Source organism: Brevibacterium sp. Marseille-P9724, assembly GCF_902500275.1.
Classification (GTDB): Bacteria; Actinomycetota; Actinomycetes; order Actinomycetales; family Brevibacteriaceae; genus Brevibacterium.
The window spans coordinates 216,788-236,718 of record NZ_LR722991.1 but is presented as its reverse complement, the minus strand read 5'-3'; the positions used below and the strand labels follow the sequence as shown (position 1 = coordinate 236,718).

Below are 19,931 nucleotides of genomic sequence, written 5' to 3'. Positions count from 1 at the left end.
TGGGTGGGCGGGTGAAAGAGATGAGAAGCCGAGGTGCCGGTCTGGTGTGAGGGAAGTGGCGCCTTGTGATCTGGGCGGGTGAAAGAAATGAGGGGCCGAGGTGCCGCTCAGCTGTCGTGGCGGGGTGAATCGTCACCCGGCTCGTCATCTGCCGAAGCAGCACTGTCTTCACCCTGCGAGTTCTTGCGCGGCTCTGATCCTGTGCCGCGAAGTTTTTCAACTCTGCGCTGTTCTTCCTGCTGGCGCTGGAGTTCGCGCAGGCGGCGAAGTTCGATGTCGTCTGAAATCTTCTTCAGGTATTCGGGGTCGTTGTCGGGTGCATTGGGCACGGGCTCGCTGCCATTGGCTCCTTGCAGGGCACCTCCGCGGCCGAACAGGTACCACAGCACAATTCCCACCACCGGCAAGAAGAGAATGATCGCAGCCCAGGCCGCCTTCGGCATCATTTTGATTCGCGATGAATCGAAGGAAATGCAGTCGAAAAGGCTGTACAGGGCAAGAGCCGTGTAGATGACGATGATTGCGATGAGCATGCGGGCCATGCACTCCATCGTAGTGGTTGCCGCGGGACTACAATGAGGGGCACCATGCGTGATTTCCTTCTGTACAACGCCGCCCGGATCGGCCTGCTCGCAGCCTCAGTCGCTGTCATCTGGTACTTCAGCGGACCCAGCCTGCTGTCGACGATCGTTGCCGTGATCGTGGCGACTCTGCTCAGCTATCTGCTGCTCAACGGTATGAAGCAGAAAGCCGTCTCCTCAATGACGGAATGGACCGCCCAGCGCAGAAACCGTGCGCCCAAGGCCGGCAGCGACGAAGCGATCGAAGACGAAATCGACGAACAGCACCGCTGAACTCGACGAGCCCGTTGCGAATGCAGTGGCACCGAAGTCAGGTATGCAGCGGCACTGAAGTTCGGTGCCGCCGATGTGACCCCAGCGGCCCAGCGTCAGCTTTGAGCTAGAGGGCCAGACCCAGACTCAGGAGCACCGCGTAGACGAGCGCGGCGATGCTGGTGTGCTTGATGGCGGGCACGAGCGCATGGCCTGTCTTCTGGTGGACAACAGCGCGCACGGGCTTCATTACGAGGATGATCGAACCGACTGCCAGAAGCGCACCCGAATAGCCGCTGATGATCGGCACAACCAGCAGCGGATACGGCAAAAACACCAGCGCCAGGTACACAATGCGCGAACGGCGGTCGCCCAGCAGCACAGCGAGTGTGCGTTTGCCGGCTTCGATGTCGGTCGGAATATCGCGCAGGTTGTTGACTTTGAGAACAGCGCACGCGTAGAGGCCCACGGCAACCGCTCCGGCCCATGCGGCGGGACTGAGTCGGCCTGCCATTGCGTAGGTGGTGCCGAGAGTCGCAACGAGCCCGAAGAACACGAACACGAAGACTTCGCCGAGGGCCATGTAGCCGTACGGGCGTTTGCCGCCGGTGTAGAACCAGGCGGCAAGAACTGCGGCAGCGCCCACCAAGAGCATCCACCAGGCCGCGGACATGATTGTCAGCAGGAGTCCCGCGAACCCGGCAATGCCGAAGCAGATAAAAGCCGCCCGTTTGACCTGTTCGGGTGGGATGAGGCCGCTGGCGGTCAGCCGCAGGGGGCCCACCCGGTCGTCGTCGGTGCCGCGAATTCCGTCGGAGTAGTCATTGGCGTAGTTTGAGCCGATCTGCAGCGCCAATGCCACAACGAGAGCCAGCAGGCCCTTCGCCAGCAGCGCCCAACCGTTGATGTTGTCGTCGACGGACGGGTCAACTGAGCCGATCACCAGAGCGGACATGCCGCCCAGCTGGCCAAGCGCTGCGCCGGCACCGAGGACAACGGGTGCGAAAGCCAAAGGCAGCGTCCGAAGCCGCGCTCCGGAAATCCACAGCTGCGTTCTACTCGCCACGTTTGTCCGTCCTCATGTCTGTTGAATCTTCTGCTGGCAAGCCGGTCGGTTCTGTCCGGGCTGCCGGTGCGGACCCGGCTTCTGCCGAGTCCGACTGGGCCCCTTCTCGCAGCATCTGCGCTGCCAGTCGGCGTGCTGCTGCACGGTCGGGTTTGCCTATCCCCTTGGCTGGAATCGCCTCGACGGGAAGCACCCATCGGGGGATTTCGGCAGGGTCCAAAAGCCGCTTGAATCTGCTTTTGAGCTTTGGGGCCGAGTTCCGATAGTACTCGGCCCCGGGACCGCGCACTAGGAGTGCTCCCAACTGCCCCCATTCGCGGTCGTCAACGGGCACCAGGAGAACTTCATCGATCCCGTCATCGGCCAGTTCGTCAAGCAACACGGACTCGACGGCCAGGGGCGAAACATTTGTGCCGCCTGACTGGAAGACATCGTCGACTCGCCCGGTGACGGTCAGCACTCCCGCACTGTCGAAGCGCCCCGTATCAGAGGTGAGGAATGTGCGCCGCCCGCTGCTGTCGACAGAGAAACCGGGGTCTGGTTTGGGCACGATCGAGTTCGGGCCGACCTCGACATAGCCGTCTGCAATGACGGGGCCGGACAGGGACACCCGCCCGTCGTCGGCAATGCGGATATCCACCTGTGGGAATGCGCGTCCGTCGTAGACGCAGCCGCCGCCGGTCTCAGACATACCGTAGGTGCGGACCACGCGCAGGCCCGCCTGCCGCGCAGCTGCGGCTGTGTGCGGGTGCAGTGATGCCCCGCCGACGAGCAGAGCATCGAACCTTGCTGCCTGCGAGGCTGCCCGAGGGTCGCGCAGGATGCGGGTCAGCTGGGTCGGAACCAACGAGGCGTAGGCCGGTTCCCCCCGCTCGGAACGGAAGAACTCCTCGGCTTGGGCGGCAAAGCGCTCGGCCGTGAAGTTCCCGCGGGCGTCGAAGGGCACTGTCCCAGAGCGCAGCGAACGCAGAATCACCTGGGCACCGGCAATATGATCCGGTGCTAAGCACAGGAACCAGCGGCCCGGCCCGGACAGTGCATCTTCGGTCGCGGCGGCTGAGGCGCGCAGGGCTTCAGCTGACAGTGCCACGCCTTTCGGTCTGCCGGTCGAACCGGAGGTGAAGACGACCAGCGCCGGAGGTGTGCTTGCAGAAGCCGTCCCGGTCTCAGCTGCCCCACGGTCAGGCGAGTCAGTGCTGTAAGCGGCAGCTCCGCCTCGCCAGCTGGAGAGCGGATAGGCGGTCAGATGCCGGGCGCCTCCGCCTGGCAGCACGGCGATATGCCGGCCGGCCAGCGCGTCAGCGAACACTCGGCTGGCCTCAGCCGGGGTCGGTGAGGGAAATTCGGTGGGCACGTATGTCGGATCAGCAGCAGATCAGTAGTACCAGGGGAACGGCGTCCAGTCGGGATCGCGCTTTTCCAGGAAGCTGTCGCGGCCCTCAACGGCTTCGTCCGTCATGTAGCCCAGCCGGGTGGCTTCGCCGGCAAACACCTGCTGGCCCATGAGACCGTCGTCAACCAGGTTGAAGGCGAACTTCAGCATCCGCTGAGCATTGGGGGACTTGCCCAGGATTTCGCGGGCCATCTGCAGCGCGGCTTCTTCGAGTTCAGCGTGGTCGACGACTTCGTTGACGGCACCCATGTCGGCCATGTCCTGTGCCGAATAGGTGCGGCCCAGGAAGAAGATTTCGCGGGCTTTCTTCTGCCCGACCATCTTCGCCAGATACGCCGAACCGTAGCCTGCGTCATAGGAGCCGACATCGGCATCGGTCTGTTTGAACTTGGCGTGTTCGCGGCTTGCGATCGTCATATCGCACACCACGTGCAGGGAATGTCCTCCGCCGGCGGCCCAGCCGGGCACAACCGCAATGACGATCTTCGGCATGGTGCGGATAAGCCGCTGAACTTCGAGAATGTGGAGCCTTCCGGCACGTGCCGGGTCGACTGATTCGGCGGTGTCACCGGATGCGTACTGGTAGCCGGAACGACCGCGTATACGCTGGTCACCGCCGGAGCAGAACGCCCAGCCGCCGTCTTTGGGGCTGGGGCCGTTGCCGGTCAGCAGAACCGCGCCGACATCCGAGGTCTGGCGGGCGTGATCGAGTGCGCGGTAGAGCTCATCGACCGTGTGGGGGCGGAAGGCGTTGCGCACTTCGGGCCTGTCGAAGGCGATGCGCACCGCGCCGACGTCCGCGCCGTCTTCGTCCACGGCCCGGTGGTAGGTGATGTCGGTGAAGTCAAAGCCCTGGACTTCGCGCCAGCGGCTGGGGTTGAAGATTTCCGAAACGCTCATACCCCCACTCTATTAGCTGGTGCACGCCCCGCGACTCCCGCTGCTGCACACAACAGCGTCCAGCATCCGCGCTCGCTAGGCTGAGATTATGCCGTTTTCGCTTCCTGTTTCGGATCTGCCCGCCGATCCGCGCGAGTTCTTCACGGATATTCGTGTGGTCGAACTGCCGATGACCACCCGGTTTCGCGGCATCACATCGCGGCAGGTGTGCCTGCTGCGCGGTCCGGCCGGCTGGGCGGAGTTCAGTCCGTTTCCCGAATACGGGCCCGCACAAGCGCACCGCTGGCTGGCGGCGGCAGTTGAGTTCTCACTCAACCCGAGCGGTCCGGCAAATCTGCTGGAGTCTGGGACTTCCGCCTCGTCGGCTTTGCCCACATCTGCTCACGAAGCGTCGCGGACATCCGCTGTCTCAGGCGGCTTGGCGGGGACTCGGGTGCCGGTCAATGGGACCGTCCCGGCGGTGGGCGCTGCCGAAGTTCCAGATGTTCTCGCCCGCTTTGACGGTGTGGGGGTCTTCAAAATCAAAATCGCCGAACACGGTGCGGCCAGCAAAGACGCTGATCTGGCGCGCACAGCGGCTGTCCTGCGCGCTGCCCCAACAGCCGGGATTCGCTTGGACGCCAATGGCAAACTCAGCGTTGAAGAAGCCGTGGAGTATGCGCGGGCACTGTGCACCCTGCCTGGTTTTGCGCAGCGGCTTGAATACATCGAACAGCCGGTTGCCGGCGTTGAGGACATGGCGAGGCTGCGGCAGCGGCTGCAGGCAGACAGTGAACTGAGTGCCGTGCGGATTGCTGCGGATGAGAACATTCGCCGGTCTGACGACCCTCTGCGGGTGGCGCAGTTGGGCGCGGCCGATCACATTGTCGTAAAAGCACAGCCGCTGGGCGGGGTCGCAGCGGCAGAGCGGATTGTGGATGCCTGCGGTCTGCCTGCGACGGTGTCGAGTGCTTTGGAATCGTCCATCGGCTTGGCCGCCGGTGCGCAGCTGGCACTGGTCTTGGCACAGCGCGGCGGGCAGGCCGAACCGTGGGCAGCGGGCTTGGGCACGGCGTCGCTGTTGGCTGCCGATGTCGTAGACAGGCCGCGAAAGCCCCGCGGCGGCACAATCAGCGCAGCCCCGATGGACGTCAGCGTGCAACTGGCAGAAGCGCACCGGGCACCGGCGGATGTTGAACAGTGGTGGTTGGCTCGTCTGGCCGCCTGTTGGAAGCTTCTGCGCTCTGCGTAAGTCAGCCCAGTCGGCTGAGAATGCCGCTGATGGTCTTTGCGGCGGTCTTCGGCTTTCCGCCGTGGCTGAGAACAGCCGAGACGATCGTGTTGTCTTTCGCGGCGGCGATATTGGTGATGGTCAGCTTCTGCCCGTGGAAGTCGACTTCGGCGGATGCCGACACGGCGTCGTCTGCCCCGTCGATCGTGATGTCGTCGACGGTGACAGAGGTTTCGACGGTCTGATCGGCGAATTTCACCCGAATGGTTGAGCAGTCCTGGGCCGCTTTGCGTGCGTTTTCTACTATGGGAGCCAGGTCAGTGCCCTCGGCATTGGCGGCAGCGAAGTAGGACGCCGAATCGGTTTTTGCGCTCAGCCCGGTGTCAGTGCCGAGGTCTGCGCCCTGCGTGGCGTCAAGCAGCACCCGGCAGTTTTCCGGTTCGACGGACGCGCTTTCGAGCAGCTGTGCCGGGTCCGCGTTTTCGGGGCTGACTTCGGCAGGCTCCATACCAGCCGATTCCATGGACCTGCGCAGGTCTTCTGTTGAGTGCATGCCCTCTGCTGCGCCCTGTTCGGCGCTGCTGTCCGGATCTGTCTGCTGGCCATCGGCTTGGCTGCACCCTGTCAGCGCGAGTGCGGATAGTGCCAGACCTGCTATGAGCCGCTTCATCCGGTTCCCTTCTGTTCTCAGCCGCCTCTTATTGGCAGCGCCTTGGGCTTGCGTGAACTTTCTATGGTCGCAGATCTGTCTGAGTCTTTTCTCTGCCCCCTGATGATGACTTCGGTGACCGCCGCCTGGCCCCACGTGCGAAAGTGCTTTGTCCGACTGCCGGGCACGATGGGATCGTGCAGCGCCGCACCCATCTGACCTGTGATTGAGATGGCTCCCGAGGCGTCGGCCCGGGTTGTGTACGGGTTGACTCCCAGCGGGCTTCTGACGGTGATGGATGCTTCCGCGCCGGGCATGAACATGGCAGGTGAGGTCACTCGGAAGGTTCCGGCGCCGTTGAGGGTGAAGCCGCTGGGGCTGACGTCGCCGAAGGTGACGATCTGGGGTCGGCGCCTGGAGATCTCGACTTTCCATCCGTAGATTTCGAAGACCGGCAGGCCGCTGATGAACGTAAACGGCGACCCGTCGGCAACGCTCGTCCAGAACCGCGGGCGGGGATCGCGGGTGGGTGATGCGCTGGGACTGCGGTCGAGCCCGGCCTGCACGGCGTGGGCCAGCCACGCTTTGAGTTCGCGCTGCCAGGCAAACCAGTTGTGCATTCCGGTGTCCCGCGGTGCCCACGCGTGTTTTATGCCCAGTTCGCTCAGCCGCTGGGCAAAGCGGCCGCCGTGGTTGTGCAGGTGGGCTTCCATGATGTCAGCGCTCTCATCGGAATTCTCCGCATCGTCAGGGGTTCCAGAGCCCGCTGACAGCCAGATGTCGAGCCCGCGGAGGTTTTCTGCGAGGTCGTAGGGCGAATTCGCTTCCCATCGGGCGTCACCGTCTTTGAAAGATCCGAAGAGCGAATCCGCCGGTGCTCCCGCGCGCATTGCGAGGATCTGAAACAGCGGGGGAGCGGCCTGCGGGATGAGCGGAGACGAAAACGCGGCGGCGGCAGCGTAGAGATCGGGCCGCCAGGCGGCGTATTTCATAGCCCCGTAGCCGCCCATGGACAGCCCGGCGGCCACCCGCAGTTCGGGGCAGGTCGAATAGAGGTCGCCTATCAGCATCGGCAGTTCGCGGATGTGGAACTCCGGCCAGTCTTCGACGTCGCCGGGTGCTTTTTCGTGGCGGGAGTAGACGGCCGCCCCCGCATCGGGCATGACAACGAGGAAACGACTGCCGCGCGTGTGCAGTTCAGCCCGCCCCAGGTCCGTCCAGGATCGGAAATCGTCGCCGCCGCCGTGGAAAAGGAACAGGGGAACGGCGTGCTCCTGTGGGATGCCGGGCAAGAGGACGCGCACGCCGACGGTTCTGCCGAGAGCCGGTGAGTAGACGAAGAACTCCCGCAGGCGGCGAGAGAGTTTGCGCTTTTCGCGCACGTGGATGTGGGCGGCTTCGAAACCGGCTGGCTCCGGGCCGAGGAACGAGGTCGATTCGCTGTAGGCCGGGTAGAGGCCTGCCGCACTGCGGCGGGCTGTGAGTGCTCGCACCGCGCGTGCTCCGACGGACATCCGCAGACTGCGCTTGACCATGGCCCACCTCCGCAACACTCAGGCTACGGCGTATGCGTGAACGGGAAGTTACGCTCGGCTTGGACTGTCCTTGGAACTGCGCTGTGAGAAAGCCGTCTGCCATCGGGTGCGCATTTCAGGCCTTGGCAGCCCTTTGCTTGCGGATGACGGCTTCGCGCGGCAGGAGCGTCCGGTGTTTTCCAGCCAGCAGCAGAAGCCCGATGCCTGCCAGCAGACCGAGTGCGGCGGTGATGACAGAACCCTCAAGGCCCATCGTTCCACCGGTCAGCCACGACGATCCCGACCATTCCACCTGGAACAGGCCCACCGCCTCGCCCGTGCCGGAAACCGGAGACACGAAGACGAACGCCTGCATGAAGTTCCACCCGGCGTGGATGGCTATTGCCAACCACAGACGGCGCGTCAGGAGGTAGGCTCCGCCCAACAGCAGCCCCGCTTCGATCACAATGAAGATCGCACCGGACAGCGTGGCATCGGGGTTGCCCAGGTGCACAAGGCCGAAGATCGCGCTCGTGATGAGCAGCGACGGCACCCACCCCCACCAGGCGTCGAAGATGCGCAGGAAGAACCCGCGGAACAGCAGCTCTTCCGTAAAGGCCGGGCCCAGTCCGATCCCCAGAGCGAGGACAAAAGCAGGCAGAAGCTCATCGCGGGCAGTCACACCGGTGATTCGGAAGCCCCCGGCCAGCGCAATCACGCCGACGGAAGTCCCGAGGATGACAAACGCGAGGGTCAGGCCCAGAAGAAACTCCGTCACCTTGTTCTTCCCCCGCAGACCGTGCCCCGGGGCACGCGCGATAAAGCGCATGATCAGCAGGTAGAGAACGAACATGGCAGCACTGCCGGCCATGAGTCCGATCCCCAGACCGTACGACTCGGCATGGCTGCCGCCCTGTCCCGCGGACGCGGTGTCGAGAGCCCCGATACCGGCAATCGACGCAACAACGGCGACCGTGACCAGCTGAGCGATGACAAAGGCGACTATTCCTGCAAGCAGCTGCCAGATCCGGTGAGAGTCGGGACGTTTGAAGTCCGGGATCTCCGGTGCCGGTGCGTCCGAATAGGGGCTGGGAGGGTAGACCATGGTCGACATTCTAGGGTCTGGTTGAATCGGGTGCGTGAACACTTCAACTGCGACAGCCCGCACTATCGCCCTGTCTCTTATTCGCCGCGGTCTTGAGCACGTTGTCATTGCCCCCGGTTCGCGTTCGGCACCGCTGACCTACGCCTTTGCGGAACTTGCCGATGCAGGTCTGGTGAATACCCACGTGCGCATTGACGAACGCGATGCGGCGTTCTTTGCGCTGGGACTGGCCAAGGGGCTGCGTCGGACGGCCGTTGCTGATGCGTCTGTTCGGGCTTTCGGCGGTGCGGCGGCTGCGGGTGTTCGCGGTGCGGAACCCAGTGCCGTCGCGGGCGGGGTCAGTGGCAGCACCTCGCCCCAGACTCCGGGGCTGGTCGCTGTTCTCACAACTTCGGGAACAGCGGTGGCGAACCTGCACCCGGCTGTTCTGGAGGCTTCGTATTCGCAGCTTCCGCTGCTCATCCTCAGTGCTGACCGGCCCGAGCGCCTGCGCCGGACCGGGGCCAATCAGACGATCGACAGGCAGTCGCACGTGCTCGGCGATGTTCGTCTGCGCTTTGATGTGCCTGCAGAACCTGACGAGGCGTCGCTCACCGCCTCCGTACACGCTGCGGTTGCCGCTGCGGTCGGCTCGGAGGGGGCGGGTGCGGGTATGAACGCCCTGTACGCCATGAGTTCGGGGCTGCGTGGACTGTCCACACCGGGGCCGGTCCAGTTCAACGTGCAGTTCGACGGTGAGCTCACGCCGAAGCCCGAAGACATGCCCTGGAGGCCCGAGGTCGGCGAAGCCAATCGCCTTGAACACCGTCCGCACGTGCACGCGGGATTCGCGCAAGCGCTGGAAATGCTCAGCCGCCCTGGAACTGTTCTGCTGGCCGGCAGCGACTGCGACTTCGGCGCGCACCGAGCAGGGGAACTTGCCGTGGCCTTCGGAGTCCCGGTTTTTGCCGAACCGTCCTCACCGCTGTTCCACCTGTCGGTGCCCGGCCACCCGGGGATTCTCGACGATGGCCTTGCCGAATCCATCACCGGGGTTGTCCGTACCGGCAGAATCACCCAGTACCGTCAAGACCAGCGGCTGTTGGCGAACCTGCCGACGGCAGAAATCCAAACGGACCTCGACTGGGTACGGGCGGATGAATACGGCTCGTACTTGGCTTCGGCCGGGCTTAACGGCCAGACACCAGATGCTGATGCGAAGCGGTGGGCTCGCACCGCTGCATCCGAATCGCATATTCAACGGGCTGCGGGAGTGCGCGAAACCCTGCTAGGCCGCACCACCGGCGTGATCGCAGGCCAGCCGACCGTCGCCTCGGAAGTCCGCTCGCATCACCGTGAGGCGGCCGCCCAATGGCACGAGGTGCCGCCGACCCCAGCTGAACCGCCCGCCGGGGTGTCTGCTGTCGCAGCGATTGTCGGTGCTGCCGCCGAGAACGCAGCCGAACACGGCACCGTCGCCCAGATCTTCCTCGCAAGTTCCAATGCGGGCCGCTACGCTTCTGCGCTGGCTGGGAACGAGGCTCTTGGGCGTGTGCAGATGAGCGCCAGCAGAGGGCTGGCCGGGATCGACGGGTTGATTGCCACGGCTGCCGGCATGGCGCTGACGGGACCCGTGTCGAAGCAGTGCCCGCTGCGTTTGATCATCGGGGATGTCGCAGCCCTGCACGACGTGGGAGGGCTGCTGCGCGAAGGCGGAAGCGAGAATCTGCCCGCCCTGCAGATCTTCGTCCTCAATGATGACGGCGGAGCCATCTTCGGCGGTCTGGAGCACGGTGCCGGGCACCTGAGAAGTCATTTTGCGCGGTACTTCGCAACACGCCACGGACGCAACTTCCGGGCGCTCGCCGAAGCCTACGGCTGGCCGTACCAGCAGGTGGCAGTCGACGATCTTCTTGTTGCAGCGAAGACCGGCAGTGCGGGACTTTTTGAAGTCCCGCTGGTCTGAGCGTCTGGACTGAGCCCTGGCCCGGTGGGGTGAGGCGTCCTCCCGCCGGGGTGCTCTGCTGGCGGCGAGCGGCGCTTACGGGCGGCTGACGCCGAGCGCCTGGAGCATAGGGCCGAGCTTTGCCCACGATTCTGCAAGTTCGGATTGCGGGTCTGAATCGGGCATGATCCCGCCGCCGGCCCACAGCCGAATGCGGGTGCGCGACTCCAACTGTCCGCAGCGCAGCGCAATGCCCAGCTGGCCGTTGCCCGCGTCGTCAATCCATCCGACCGGCCCTGCATAGCGACCGCGGTCGGCCCCTTCAATGTGGGCGATTTCGCGCATGGCCTCATTGCGCGGCACGCCGCCGACAGCTGCCGTGGGGTGAATGCTCTTGGCCAGATCGATGATCGACGGGCGGTCTTTCGGCCTGCCGGACGGGGAATCGAGAGTGCCGTGAGCGTCGGTGGCCAAGTGAATGACATTGGGCAGGGTCAGCAGATAGGGCTGTTCGTCTACGTGCAGGTCACTGCTGTAGGGCCGCAGGCTCTCTTCGAGTGAGTGCGTGGCGTAGATGTGCTCCTGGGAGTCCTTAGCACCGGCAAGCTGCTGGCGGGCCTGCGCAAGTTCCGCCTGGGCGTCATCGCGCACCTGGTACGTGCCGGCGAGCACGCGGGAGCGCACAACGCCATCGTGAGCACCCACCAGAAGCTCCGGTGTTGCGCCGATCATGCCGGCCACATTGAACGTCCACGTGGCGGGGTAGGCGGCGTTGAGCGCTCCGAGCACCGCCCGAACGTCGATGTCGCGTGGCGTGTCGACTACAGCGTCGCGGGCCAGGACGATCTTCTTGAACCGGCTGCCGGGTGCCCGCATGAGTGCGACCGCGTCGGACACATTGCGGATGTGCTGCTCCTGGCTGATGCGGCCCTCGTGCAGCGAGGCACCCGCAACGGGGCTCAGCGCTGTTGATTCGAGCGTGAAGTCGTCATCGGCGCCGTCTTCGGGGCAGATGGAGGTCAGCCACACGCGTTCGTGACGGCGGCCCATGATGAAACGCGGAATGTCGATGACGGAATCCGTGTCGGAATCATCGGCAAAGGCAATTGCGGTGAAGCCCACCAGGCCCGATCCCGGCAGTCTGACCGCGTCTTCGACCTGAGCGCGCTCAGACACAGTGCGCCACTGCTGGGACAGCTGATCGAAGCGGGTGCGCCCCTCGACGGTCCCACTGCCGCTGGCGCGCAGTCGTGCTGCTCTGCCGAAGCCCACCAGACCGGAGTGTCCTCGCACCCAGCAGTTGAACCTGTCTTGGGGAAGCTGTGCCAAAAACTCCTGCACGGTTGATGGCAGGCCGCCCGCAAACGGTGCGGGTGCGTGGGGGTCGACGCCGTCGATGAACCACGAGCGCACCCGCAGGGAAACAGAATCGCTGAGCACACGGCCAGTCTAGTTGTACTGATCGGGGAGGTTAGTTAATCGTGTGATTGGTAGCTGGCCCAGACGGTGCGAGCGGCGCTAATCGAAGGTGTGGGGCGATAATCGAGGGTGTGGATAGATTAGGCGATCACGAAACGTTGCGGCGGTTTGTCCTACGTGCGCGGCGGGTGCACGCGCACTCGATTGCCCAGGATTGGGACGAATTGCTGCGGCATGCGAATGGCAGCTTCGACGGGAGCCTCGACTTAGCCGGTCGGATGACTCTCACGCGTCGCCTCCCCGCTGACGAGGAGGTCTTCGAGTCGCTAGCTTCGAGAGTCAGGCCCCTGACTTTGAAGTCCGAGCCCGTCCACTACGCGAAGGTCTTTGACGCAATCGAGCGTCTTGTCGGCGATGCAGACGTGGAAGACGCGCTTCGTGCCCGCCTGCGCGGTCTCCGGCGTGCTTGGGAAGTCTCCGATATTGACGGGATACAGACTCAAGCGTATTCGATGCAGTCGGCACGTGCCGACGGAACCGAGGCGACCAACATGGTCTCGGATACACAACTCGCTGCCGCATGGCTCTACGCCGACCTCGTCCATACCGACGCCAGGGGACCGAAGCGGCAAGCGTTGGCTTTCCCCTTCCGCGAGAGATACGCGGCGGCAGTCCGCGTGTTCTCTCACCTGGCGGCATTGACGGTAGCGACTATGCGTCTAGTTGAGTCCCTGAGAGACTCACGGTTGCTCACCGAGGACGACTCTGTCTGGGAGGAGGATGTGATCGTCGGCGCGTCCGAACTGGTTGAAGAGGTAAGGGCATTCGTTGCGCCTTTGAGTAGTGAGATGCCGGACATGCGCGACTCGTTGGAGCTAACCGAGGAATGGAAGGTTTTCACAGTTACGGAATTGCTCAGACAAAATCCCGCCAACCGTGTCCGCGTCGTTCTACGTGACGATAACGGTGATGTCACCGCGGCTTACAACGCAGCCGTTGCACGGCGCAGGCCCGACGCTACCCCCGCGGAGTGGGATGTCCTGGTTGCGGGCAGCATCATGTTCAAATTCTCCTTCGAAATTCGAGGCGACAGAATGACCAGCGCTCACTTCCGAGACTGGGAAATCTTCGACTCCACCAACGAACTCAAGCTTGCATCGACGCGCCTCTTGCTTGAGATCCACCGCGCGTCGGCGATGAGTTTCGAGGTGGGAGGAAGCGAACTGCTGTCGCTTGTACCGCCCACCTTCTCCGAAGACGAACGTCGAGAACTGGAGGTTTTTGCGGAGACAGTCGAGGACATTTCCTCGATCGAGCGTCTCACCGGGAAAATACTCTGACCCTGCAACGGTTGCTTCAACGACCGGGACCGTGTCCGGCTACGTCGGGCTCGCTTGCTGCTGGAGGGCCAGATCGTCCACGCGATGCGTCACCCGGCCACGGTCACAGCACCAGAAGGCAACCCTCCGCAGGTGCTGCTCGTTGCCGCAGGAACACTGAACGTCGGCGGCACAGAGGTCCCTGCACCCCAGACCGTTATGCGTCATCCAGCCATGAGAGCGATTGAGATCGGAGCTGCTCCAGATTCAGGACCTGATGCCAAGATCTTCTTGGTAGAACCGTCCGAAGGCGAACAGTTCTTGGCGTGGGTTCCCAACCTGGTCGAGGTCTCCGGCAACGGGGACCTTGTGGTTACCAGGTCGTGGGACCTGACCGGCATCGACGAAGAGAGCTTCAAGTTCTGACCGGCAAGGGTTTCTCACCGGTTGTGTGCAACAGGTTGTGCCCACCCACGTTGTTAGCTCGAGACCATGGCAATCATGGACCTAAACCGGAAGTAGCGGTTTGCGCGGCTCGCGGAGATGATCGCGACGTGGAACTTGCTTGCCTACGGCATCCAGGCGATTCGCACGGGTGCGTGCATCGACACGCCCCGCGATCTGATCCTGACCATGTCGTCAATCGGCATGGAGACGCTCTACAAACTAACTCTGGTGTATTGATCGGGGAGACTCTGAAAACGAACACCGCCGTCGGCACTGGCACCGGCCCGATTGGCTCCCGGGAGGGCAGGACTGAGATTATGAGACACATGAATCGCGCTCACCTGGATAAGAACAAGGCGGATGTCGCATCGATGTTCGACGCTGTTGCCGAACGCTACGACATCACCAACGACGCCATGACCTTCGGCATTTCGCGCTGGTGGCGCGTGGAGATCACCCGGTCGGTCGACCCGAAGCCCGGTGAGCTCATCCTCGACCTGGCGGCTGGAACCGGCTCCAGCTCGGTGCCCTACGCCCAGCGCGGAGCCACCGTCATCGCCGGTGACATCAGCGAGGGCATGTTGGACGTGGGTCGGCGCCGTCACCCCGAAATCCAGTTCCAGTACACCGACGCGACTGATCTTGACTTCGACGACAACACCTTTGACGTGGTCACCATCACCTATGGCTTCCGCAACGTGCAGGAACCTCAGAAGGCGCTTGCGGAAATGCTGCGTGTTCTCAAACCCGGCGGCCGACTGGTCATTGCCGAGTTCTCGACCCCGACGTTCAGCCCGTTTGCGCGTTTCTACAAGGAATACATCATGCGGGCCCTTCCGGCGGTGGCAAAAGCAGTGAGCTCGAATCCAGACGCCTACGTGTACCTGGCTGAGTCGATCCGCGCCTGGCCGGCTCAGCTTCCGCTGGCCCATATGATCCGCGATGCAGGCTTTGATCAGGTCAAGTACCGCAACCTCACCGGCGGCATCGTCGCCATTCACCACGGTCTCAAACCCGCTGGTGATGCCCAGTGAAGAACGTCGATGCCGATGTCGTGATCGTCGGTGCCGGTCCCGCCGGATCTGCGGCCGCCGCCCACTTGGCACACGCCGGGCTCGATGTGGCGCTGTTGGAGAAGACGGCGTTCCCGCGCGACAAGATCTGCGGTGACGCGCTGACACCGCGGGCGGTCAAAGAGCTCGGCCACCTGGGCTTTTCCGTGCCGGATGAGGCCGGTTGGCACCGCAATCGCGGGCTGCGGCTGATCGGCGGGGGACACCGGCTGGAAATCCCGTGGCCGGATGTGACGGGCTTTCCGTCCTATGGACTGACCCGAGCCCGCATGGACCTTGACGAACAGCTGGCCCGGCACGCCGAAAAGCAGGGTGCTGTCCTGTACCAGCAGATGTCAGCAGAAGAGCCCGTTTTCGACAAGGGTTGGATTGCGGGCATTCGCGCCGTCCCGGCAGACGTCCGGGGGCGGAAGCTGCGTTCCAACAAGGCCGGCGAAGCGGCCGAGGAAGTGTTCTTCCGTGCGCCCATCGTGATCGCGGCAGACGGGGTCAGCGCCCGCACGGCCGTGCAGATGGGACACCGCAAGCGCGATGACCGTCCCATGGGTGTGGCAGTGCGCACCTACTACGACTCTCCGCGCCACGACGATCCGTTCATTGAGTCGTGGCTTGAGCTGCGCAGCCCCGAGGGCGAACCCATGCCCGGCTACGGGTGGCTCTTCCCCCTGGGCGACGGCACCGTCAACGTGGGACTGGGCATCCTCAACACCAGCCCGCAGTTCGGCAAGGTCAACTACCAGACGGTGCTGAAGGACTGGATCGCCGCAATGGGCGATGAGTGGGGCATCGGCGGGGCTGACGGCAGCGAGGGAATGCGCCAGCCCATCCGTTCGGCAGCCCTGCCGATGGCGTTCAACCGCACCCCGCACTTCGACCGGGGAGTCATGCTGCTGGGTGATGCTGCAGGCATGGTCAACCCGTTCAACGGCGAAGGAATCGACTACGCGTTCGAACAGGCGCGGATCGCTGCTGACATCATCAGCACCTACCGCGGGTTCCCGCAGGCTGTCTACCGGGAAAAGCTTGCAGGGTTCAGCACGGCCGTGCAGGACGAATACGGCAGCTACTTCACGCTGGGACGAGGCTTCGCCCACCTGATCGGCCATCCCAAGGTTATGGAACTGGGACTCAAATACGGCATGGGCTCGCGATACCTGATGAATTTTGCGGTCAAACTGTTGGCTAATCTTTACGAAGACGACCCGCGGGCACACCGCGACCTGCACGACCGGGCAGTGCACGCGCTCATCACGGCCGTACCTGCCACCTCGAATCGCTAGCAGAGTGAACGTAGACTGGGGGGTCGCAGATCCCTGCACAGCCGAACCGATTGAGAATCTGAGGAAAGAGAAGACGACGATGGCACCTTCTGGCGAGGCCAGCGCGCCCTCCGCACAGCCGGGCACCCAGCCCAAACCTGGTGCTTTCGCCGCTGTTGGCGCTGACCTGAGCGCCAACCTCGATCGTCAGCTCGAACAGGTCGAACAGCTCCTTTACGACGCGGTGCGCCAGACTGACCGCCTGGCTGACGAATCGTCCCGCTATCTTCTGTCAGCCGGCGGCAAGCGAGTGCGCCCGTCATTGGTTCTTCTGGCCGCACAGTGGGCGGCCCAGCTGAGCCCAGAAGCGGACGCGGAAAGCTTCGATGTGGTGAAGGCCGGTGCTGTTGTCGAACTGACCCACTTGGCCACGCTCTACCACGATGACGTTATGGACGAAGCTCCCGTGCGCCGCGGCGCACCGGCTGCCCACCAGGTGTGGAACAATTCGGTGGCCATTCTCACCGGCGATGTTCTGCTTGCACGAGCGTCCAGCCTGTGTTCGGAGCTCGGTGCGCGTGCCGTTCTTCTGCAGTCGGAGACCTTCGAACGTCTGGTGCTGGGTCAGCTCAGTGAGTACACCGGCCCCGAAGACGGTGCAGACGCCGTTGAGCACCACATCCGCGTGCTGTCGGACAAAACGGGTTCGCTCATTGCCGCGTGCGGTGAGTTCGCGGTCTTGGCTGCCGGCGGTTCTGCTGAGCTCGTGGAGCCCCTGCGGCAGTACGGCGAAAACGTCGGCGTCGCGTTCCAGTTGGCCGACGACATCATCGACTTGGCCTCAGAAGAAGACGAATCCGGCAAGACACCCGGAACGGACCTGCGCGAGGGCGTGCCGACTATGCCGACGCTTCTCATTCGCCGCGAAGCTGCGGCAGGGGATGCTGAAGCGCAGCGGATCGTCGATCTGCTGGATGCTGATCTGTCCTCTGACGAAGCGCTCGAAGCGGCCCGCACCGCACTCGTCGCCCATCCCGTTATGGAGGATGCTCGTGCCGAGGCCCGCCGGTGGTCGGCTCGTGCCGTAGAAGCGCTGCGCGACCTCCCGGACGGGCCCATCAAGGCGGCCTTCGAACTGTTTGCCGCCGGAGTCGTCAACCGGGTCGGCTGAACCACTCCGTCCAGAGCCCGCCAGAGCTCGGGCGCACCGAAGCTTCAGCCGGCTTCAGGGCCACCGGCAGTGTTTGGGGTGTTCTGTACAGCGCGCTTTGCACGGCGGGCGCGGTTGCCTGCGCGAATCGAATCAGCGCCGATGAGTGCGACTGTGACCCAGATGATGATGAATCCCCACCACTGCCCCCGGGACATGTGCTCGCCGAAGATCAGCAGCGCGGTCAGGAACTGGATGGTCGGGGTGATGTACTGCATCATGCCCACCCAGCTCAGCGGGATCCGTCGCGTGGCAGCGGAGAACAGCAGCAGCGGGATAGCGGTGATCGGCCCCATGAGCAGCAGCAGGACGGTGTGCCAGAAGCCTTCCGTGGTGAACGTGCCCAGACCGTTGGCTTCCACGACAGCGAGGATGACGATGCTGGGCAGCGTGAGGATGAAGGACTCTATTGTCAGCCCCTCCAGTGCGCCTACGCGGGAGCCGACCTTGGACTTGACAAGGCCGTAGAGGCCGAAGCTGATGGCCACCGCCAGGCCCAGCCAGGGCACGATGCCCTCAGAGATTGTGATGACGAGAACTGAGACGAGCCCCAGTCCCATTGCGGTCCACTGCAGGGGCCGCAGGCGCTCGCGCAGGAAGATGATGCCAAGCGCCACTGTGATCAGCGGGTTGATGTAGTAGCCGAGCGCGACCTCGGTCACGCGGCCGGCCTGTACGCCGAGGATGAACACCAGCCAGTTGATGCCCACAAAAAGCGAGGCGGCGGCCAGGGTGCCGAAGATCTTCGGTTTGCGCGCAAGGTCCCACGTGCGCTTGAGGCCGCGGGCGAAAGCCAGCAGCAGTGCGCAGAACACCAAGCACCAGATGATTCGGTGGGCGAGGATTTCGAAGGCGCCGGCCGGGGCGGCTGCCGCAAAGACGAGCGGCATGCTGCCCCAGAACAGATAGCCGCCGATTCCCAAGATCAGCCCGTCGCGGCGGCGACGGGCTTCGTCTGCGGGAAGAGCAGCAGTTGAAGTGGCTGAGCTGCTGGCGGGCGTCGTTGCGGCGGCTTGAAGTGGTGCGGATTCTGAGTCATCGGTCACATTGGCGAGTGTAGACCCGCTTGCGGAGAGGAAAGCAACTATTCGCCAATAGAGCACAGCTTCATTTCCAAAATCGCGGTGCGTACAATTGACGGTCGGATATAGGGAAAGGTGATACTTTGAGTCGTCCTCTGCGCTTGGCCATTGTCGGTGCTGGTCCGGCGGGTATCTACGCCGCTGATCTCATGACCAAAGAAGAACGTGACTTCGACGTGAGCATCGATCTTTTCGAGCGCCTGCCGGCGCCCTTCGGTCTGGTCCGCTATGGTGTGGCGCCCGACCACCCGCGCATCAAAGGCATCACGAACGCACTCATTCGCGTGATGGATCGCCATCAGCTGCGTCTGTTCGGCAATGTGGACTACGGCACGGACATCACGCTGGAAGAACTGCAGGACCATTACGACGCGGTCATCTTCTCCACCGGCTGCTTCATCGACACGAAGCTGCCGATCCCCGGTGTTGAGCTTCCGCGCTCCTACGGTGCTGCCGAGTTCGTCAACTGGTACGACTCACACCCTGACGTTTCGCAGGAATGGCCGCTGGAAGCCGAAAAGGTCGCCGTCATCGGCAACGGCAATGTCGCTCTCGACGTCGCGCGCATCCTCGCAAAGCAGGCTGATGATCTGCTCTCGACGGAAATTCCCGACCACGTGTACGAAGGCTTGAAGAAGAGCGCCGTCACCGATGTGCACATCTTCGGCCGCCGCGGTCCCGCCCAGGCGAAGTTCACCCCCTTGGAGATCCGCGAACTCGGTCAGGCCGCCGATGTCGACATTGTGGTCTACCCGGAGGACTTCGAATTCGACGAAGGCTCAATGGAGGCCATCCGCACCTCCAATCAGGTTAAACAGGTAACCAAAACCCTTACCGATTTCACACTGCGCGAAGACACCGGAGCCAAGCGTCGCCTGCACCTGCACTTTTTGGAAGCGCCGGTTGAAATCCTCGGCGACGAAGAGACAGGTGTGACGGCACTGCGCACGGAGCGCCAGGAACTCGACGGCACCGGTGGAGTCAACGGCACCGGCAAGACCACTGACTGGCCGATGGACGCCGTGTACCGCGCGGTCGGCTACTTCGGCACGAAGCTGCCCGGCCTGCCGTTTGATGACAGGCGCGGCGTCATCACGAACATCGAAGGCCGTGTCATCGACGGCGAATCGGTCGATGTCGCCCAGGCCGAAGATCACATTCCCGGTGTGTACACCACCGGCTGGATCAAACGCGGTCCCGTTGGTCTGATCGGCCACACGAAGGGCGATGCGCTGGAAACCATCGGCCACATCATCGAAGACTACGAAGCGGGCCGTCTGCCCCAGCCTGCCAAGCCGGAAGAAGACGCCATCGTCGACCTGCTGGCTGAGAAGGGCATCGACTACATCGACTGGGAGGGCTACCACCGCATTGAGGCTGCCGAAAAGGCTGCCGGTGAACCGCACGGCCGTGAGCGCATCAAGCTGGCCACGCGGCAGGCAATGGTCGATGCGGCTATGAAGATGGCCTAGTTCAGACGAGATCCCCTGAACACAAAGGGCGAGGCGGAACTCCGCCTCGCCCTTTC

General features: G+C 63.6%; 19 protein-coding genes. 10 read left to right on the top strand and 9 right to left on the bottom strand.

Going from position 1 to position 19,931, the window contains the following annotated elements; genetic code table 11:
* Positions 1–107: 107 nt before the first annotated feature.
* A complete protein-coding gene (locus GC119_RS03895; protein ID WP_193215608.1) occupies positions 108–542 on the bottom strand; it encodes a PLD nuclease N-terminal domain-containing protein in 435 nt (144 codons plus the stop codon).
* 45 nt (positions 543–587) lie between these two features.
* Between GC119_RS03895 and GC119_RS03890 the strand changes: the two genes are divergently transcribed.
* Positions 588–854, top strand: coding sequence for a DUF4229 domain-containing protein (locus tag GC119_RS03890; protein WP_070573362.1), 267 nt, complete (start codon positions 588–590; stop codon positions 852–854).
* Positions 855–960: 106 nt separating this feature from the next.
* On the opposite strand, the gene GC119_RS03885 is transcribed toward GC119_RS03890, so the two are convergent.
* The 3 genes from GC119_RS03885 to GC119_RS03875 are packed head-to-tail and all read right to left on the bottom strand — an operon-like array spanning position 961 to position 4,192.
* Entirely contained in the window at positions 961–1,899 is a 939-nt protein-coding gene (locus tag GC119_RS03885; protein ID WP_070573364.1) for a 1,4-dihydroxy-2-naphthoate polyprenyltransferase, read from the bottom strand.
* A complete protein-coding gene (locus GC119_RS03880) occupies positions 1,889–3,253 on the bottom strand; it encodes an AMP-binding protein (RefSeq protein ID WP_083318844.1) in 1,365 nt (454 codons plus the stop codon). Before GC119_RS03880 ends, GC119_RS03885 begins: the two co-directional genes overlap by 11 nt.
* Before the next feature lie 21 nt (positions 3,254–3,274).
* Positions 3,275–4,192 (bottom strand): 1,4-dihydroxy-2-naphthoyl-CoA synthase, encoded by a 918-nt coding sequence (locus GC119_RS03875; RefSeq protein WP_070776552.1) that lies wholly within the window; start codon positions 4,190–4,192, stop codon positions 3,275–3,277.
* Positions 4,193–4,280: 88 nt separating this feature from the next.
* Between GC119_RS03875 and GC119_RS03870 the strand changes: the two genes are divergently transcribed.
* Entirely contained in the window at positions 4,281–5,423 is a 1,143-nt protein-coding gene (locus tag GC119_RS03870; protein WP_083318843.1) for an o-succinylbenzoate synthase, read from the top strand.
* Position 5,424: 1 nt separating this feature from the next.
* On the opposite strand, the gene GC119_RS03865 is transcribed toward GC119_RS03870, so the two are convergent.
* From GC119_RS03865 to GC119_RS03855, 3 genes are all read right to left on the bottom strand, one after another.
* The gene (locus tag GC119_RS03865) at positions 5,425–6,072 is read right to left on the bottom strand and encodes a hypothetical protein (RefSeq protein ID WP_070573371.1); all 648 of its coding nucleotides are present in this window, start codon (positions 6,070–6,072) and stop codon (positions 5,425–5,427) included.
* A 17-nt stretch (positions 6,073–6,089) separates the two neighbouring features.
* Positions 6,090–7,586, bottom strand: coding sequence for an alpha/beta hydrolase (locus GC119_RS03860; RefSeq protein WP_070776551.1), 1,497 nt, complete (start codon positions 7,584–7,586; stop codon positions 6,090–6,092).
* A 115-nt stretch (positions 7,587–7,701) separates the two neighbouring features.
* On the bottom strand, positions 7,702–8,670 hold the full coding sequence (locus GC119_RS03855; protein ID WP_193215607.1) for a CPBP family intramembrane glutamic endopeptidase: 969 nt from the start codon (positions 8,668–8,670) through the stop codon (positions 7,702–7,704).
* A gap of 34 nt (positions 8,671–8,704) precedes the next feature.
* Between GC119_RS03855 and GC119_RS03850 the strand changes: the two genes are divergently transcribed.
* Positions 8,705–10,615 (top strand): thiamine pyrophosphate-binding protein, encoded by a 1,911-nt coding sequence (locus tag GC119_RS03850; protein ID WP_226829232.1) that lies wholly within the window; start codon positions 8,705–8,707, stop codon positions 10,613–10,615.
* Between the two features lie 75 nt (positions 10,616–10,690).
* On the opposite strand, the gene GC119_RS03845 is transcribed toward GC119_RS03850, so the two are convergent.
* Positions 10,691–12,034 carry an isochorismate synthase MenF gene (locus GC119_RS03845; protein ID WP_151952476.1) on the bottom strand — a complete coding sequence of 448 codons (1,344 nt, stop codon included), beginning with the start codon at positions 12,032–12,034 and terminating at the stop codon, positions 10,691–10,693.
* Between the two features lie 257 nt (positions 12,035–12,291).
* Here GC119_RS03845 and GC119_RS03840 point away from each other — a divergent pair, with 257 nt between their 5' ends.
* The 6 genes from GC119_RS03840 to GC119_RS03820 all read left to right on the top strand — a co-directional run bounded on the left by GC119_RS03840 (position 12,292) and on the right by GC119_RS03820 (position 17,282).
* The gene (locus tag GC119_RS03840; protein WP_151952475.1) at positions 12,292–13,353 is read left to right on the top strand and encodes a hypothetical protein; all 1,062 of its coding nucleotides are present in this window, start codon (positions 12,292–12,294) and stop codon (positions 13,351–13,353) included.
* An 84-nt stretch (positions 13,354–13,437) separates the two neighbouring features.
* Entirely contained in the window at positions 13,438–13,758 is a 321-nt protein-coding gene (locus tag GC119_RS03835; protein ID WP_151952474.1) for a hypothetical protein, read from the top strand.
* Positions 13,759–13,875: 117 nt separating this feature from the next.
* Complete coding sequence (locus GC119_RS10920) at positions 13,876–14,016, top strand: hypothetical protein (protein ID WP_193215606.1); 141 nt, start codon at positions 13,876–13,878, stop codon at positions 14,014–14,016.
* 89 nt (positions 14,017–14,105) lie between these two features.
* Entirely contained in the window at positions 14,106–14,813 is a 708-nt protein-coding gene (locus GC119_RS03830; RefSeq protein WP_151952473.1) for a demethylmenaquinone methyltransferase, read from the top strand.
* Positions 14,810–16,132: a geranylgeranyl reductase family protein gene (locus GC119_RS03825; protein WP_151952472.1), complete on the top strand. Its 1,323-nt coding sequence runs from the start codon at positions 14,810–14,812 to the stop codon at positions 16,130–16,132. Before GC119_RS03830 ends, GC119_RS03825 begins: the two co-directional genes overlap by 4 nt.
* A 79-nt stretch (positions 16,133–16,211) precedes the next feature.
* Positions 16,212–17,282, top strand: coding sequence for a polyprenyl synthetase family protein (locus GC119_RS03820; protein ID WP_151952471.1), 1,071 nt, complete (start codon positions 16,212–16,214; stop codon positions 17,280–17,282).
* Positions 17,283–17,326: 44 nt separating this feature from the next.
* On the opposite strand, the gene rarD is transcribed toward GC119_RS03820, so the two are convergent.
* On the bottom strand, positions 17,327–18,367 hold the full coding sequence (rarD, locus tag GC119_RS03815; protein ID WP_151952470.1) for an EamA family transporter RarD: 1,041 nt from the start codon (positions 18,365–18,367) through the stop codon (positions 17,327–17,329).
* Positions 18,368–18,486: 119 nt separating this feature from the next.
* Between rarD and GC119_RS03810 the strand changes: the two genes are divergently transcribed.
* Positions 18,487–19,875 (top strand): FAD-dependent oxidoreductase, encoded by a 1,389-nt coding sequence (locus GC119_RS03810; RefSeq protein ID WP_226829230.1) that lies wholly within the window; start codon positions 18,487–18,489, stop codon positions 19,873–19,875.
* The last annotated feature ends 56 nt before the right edge of the window (positions 19,876–19,931 follow it).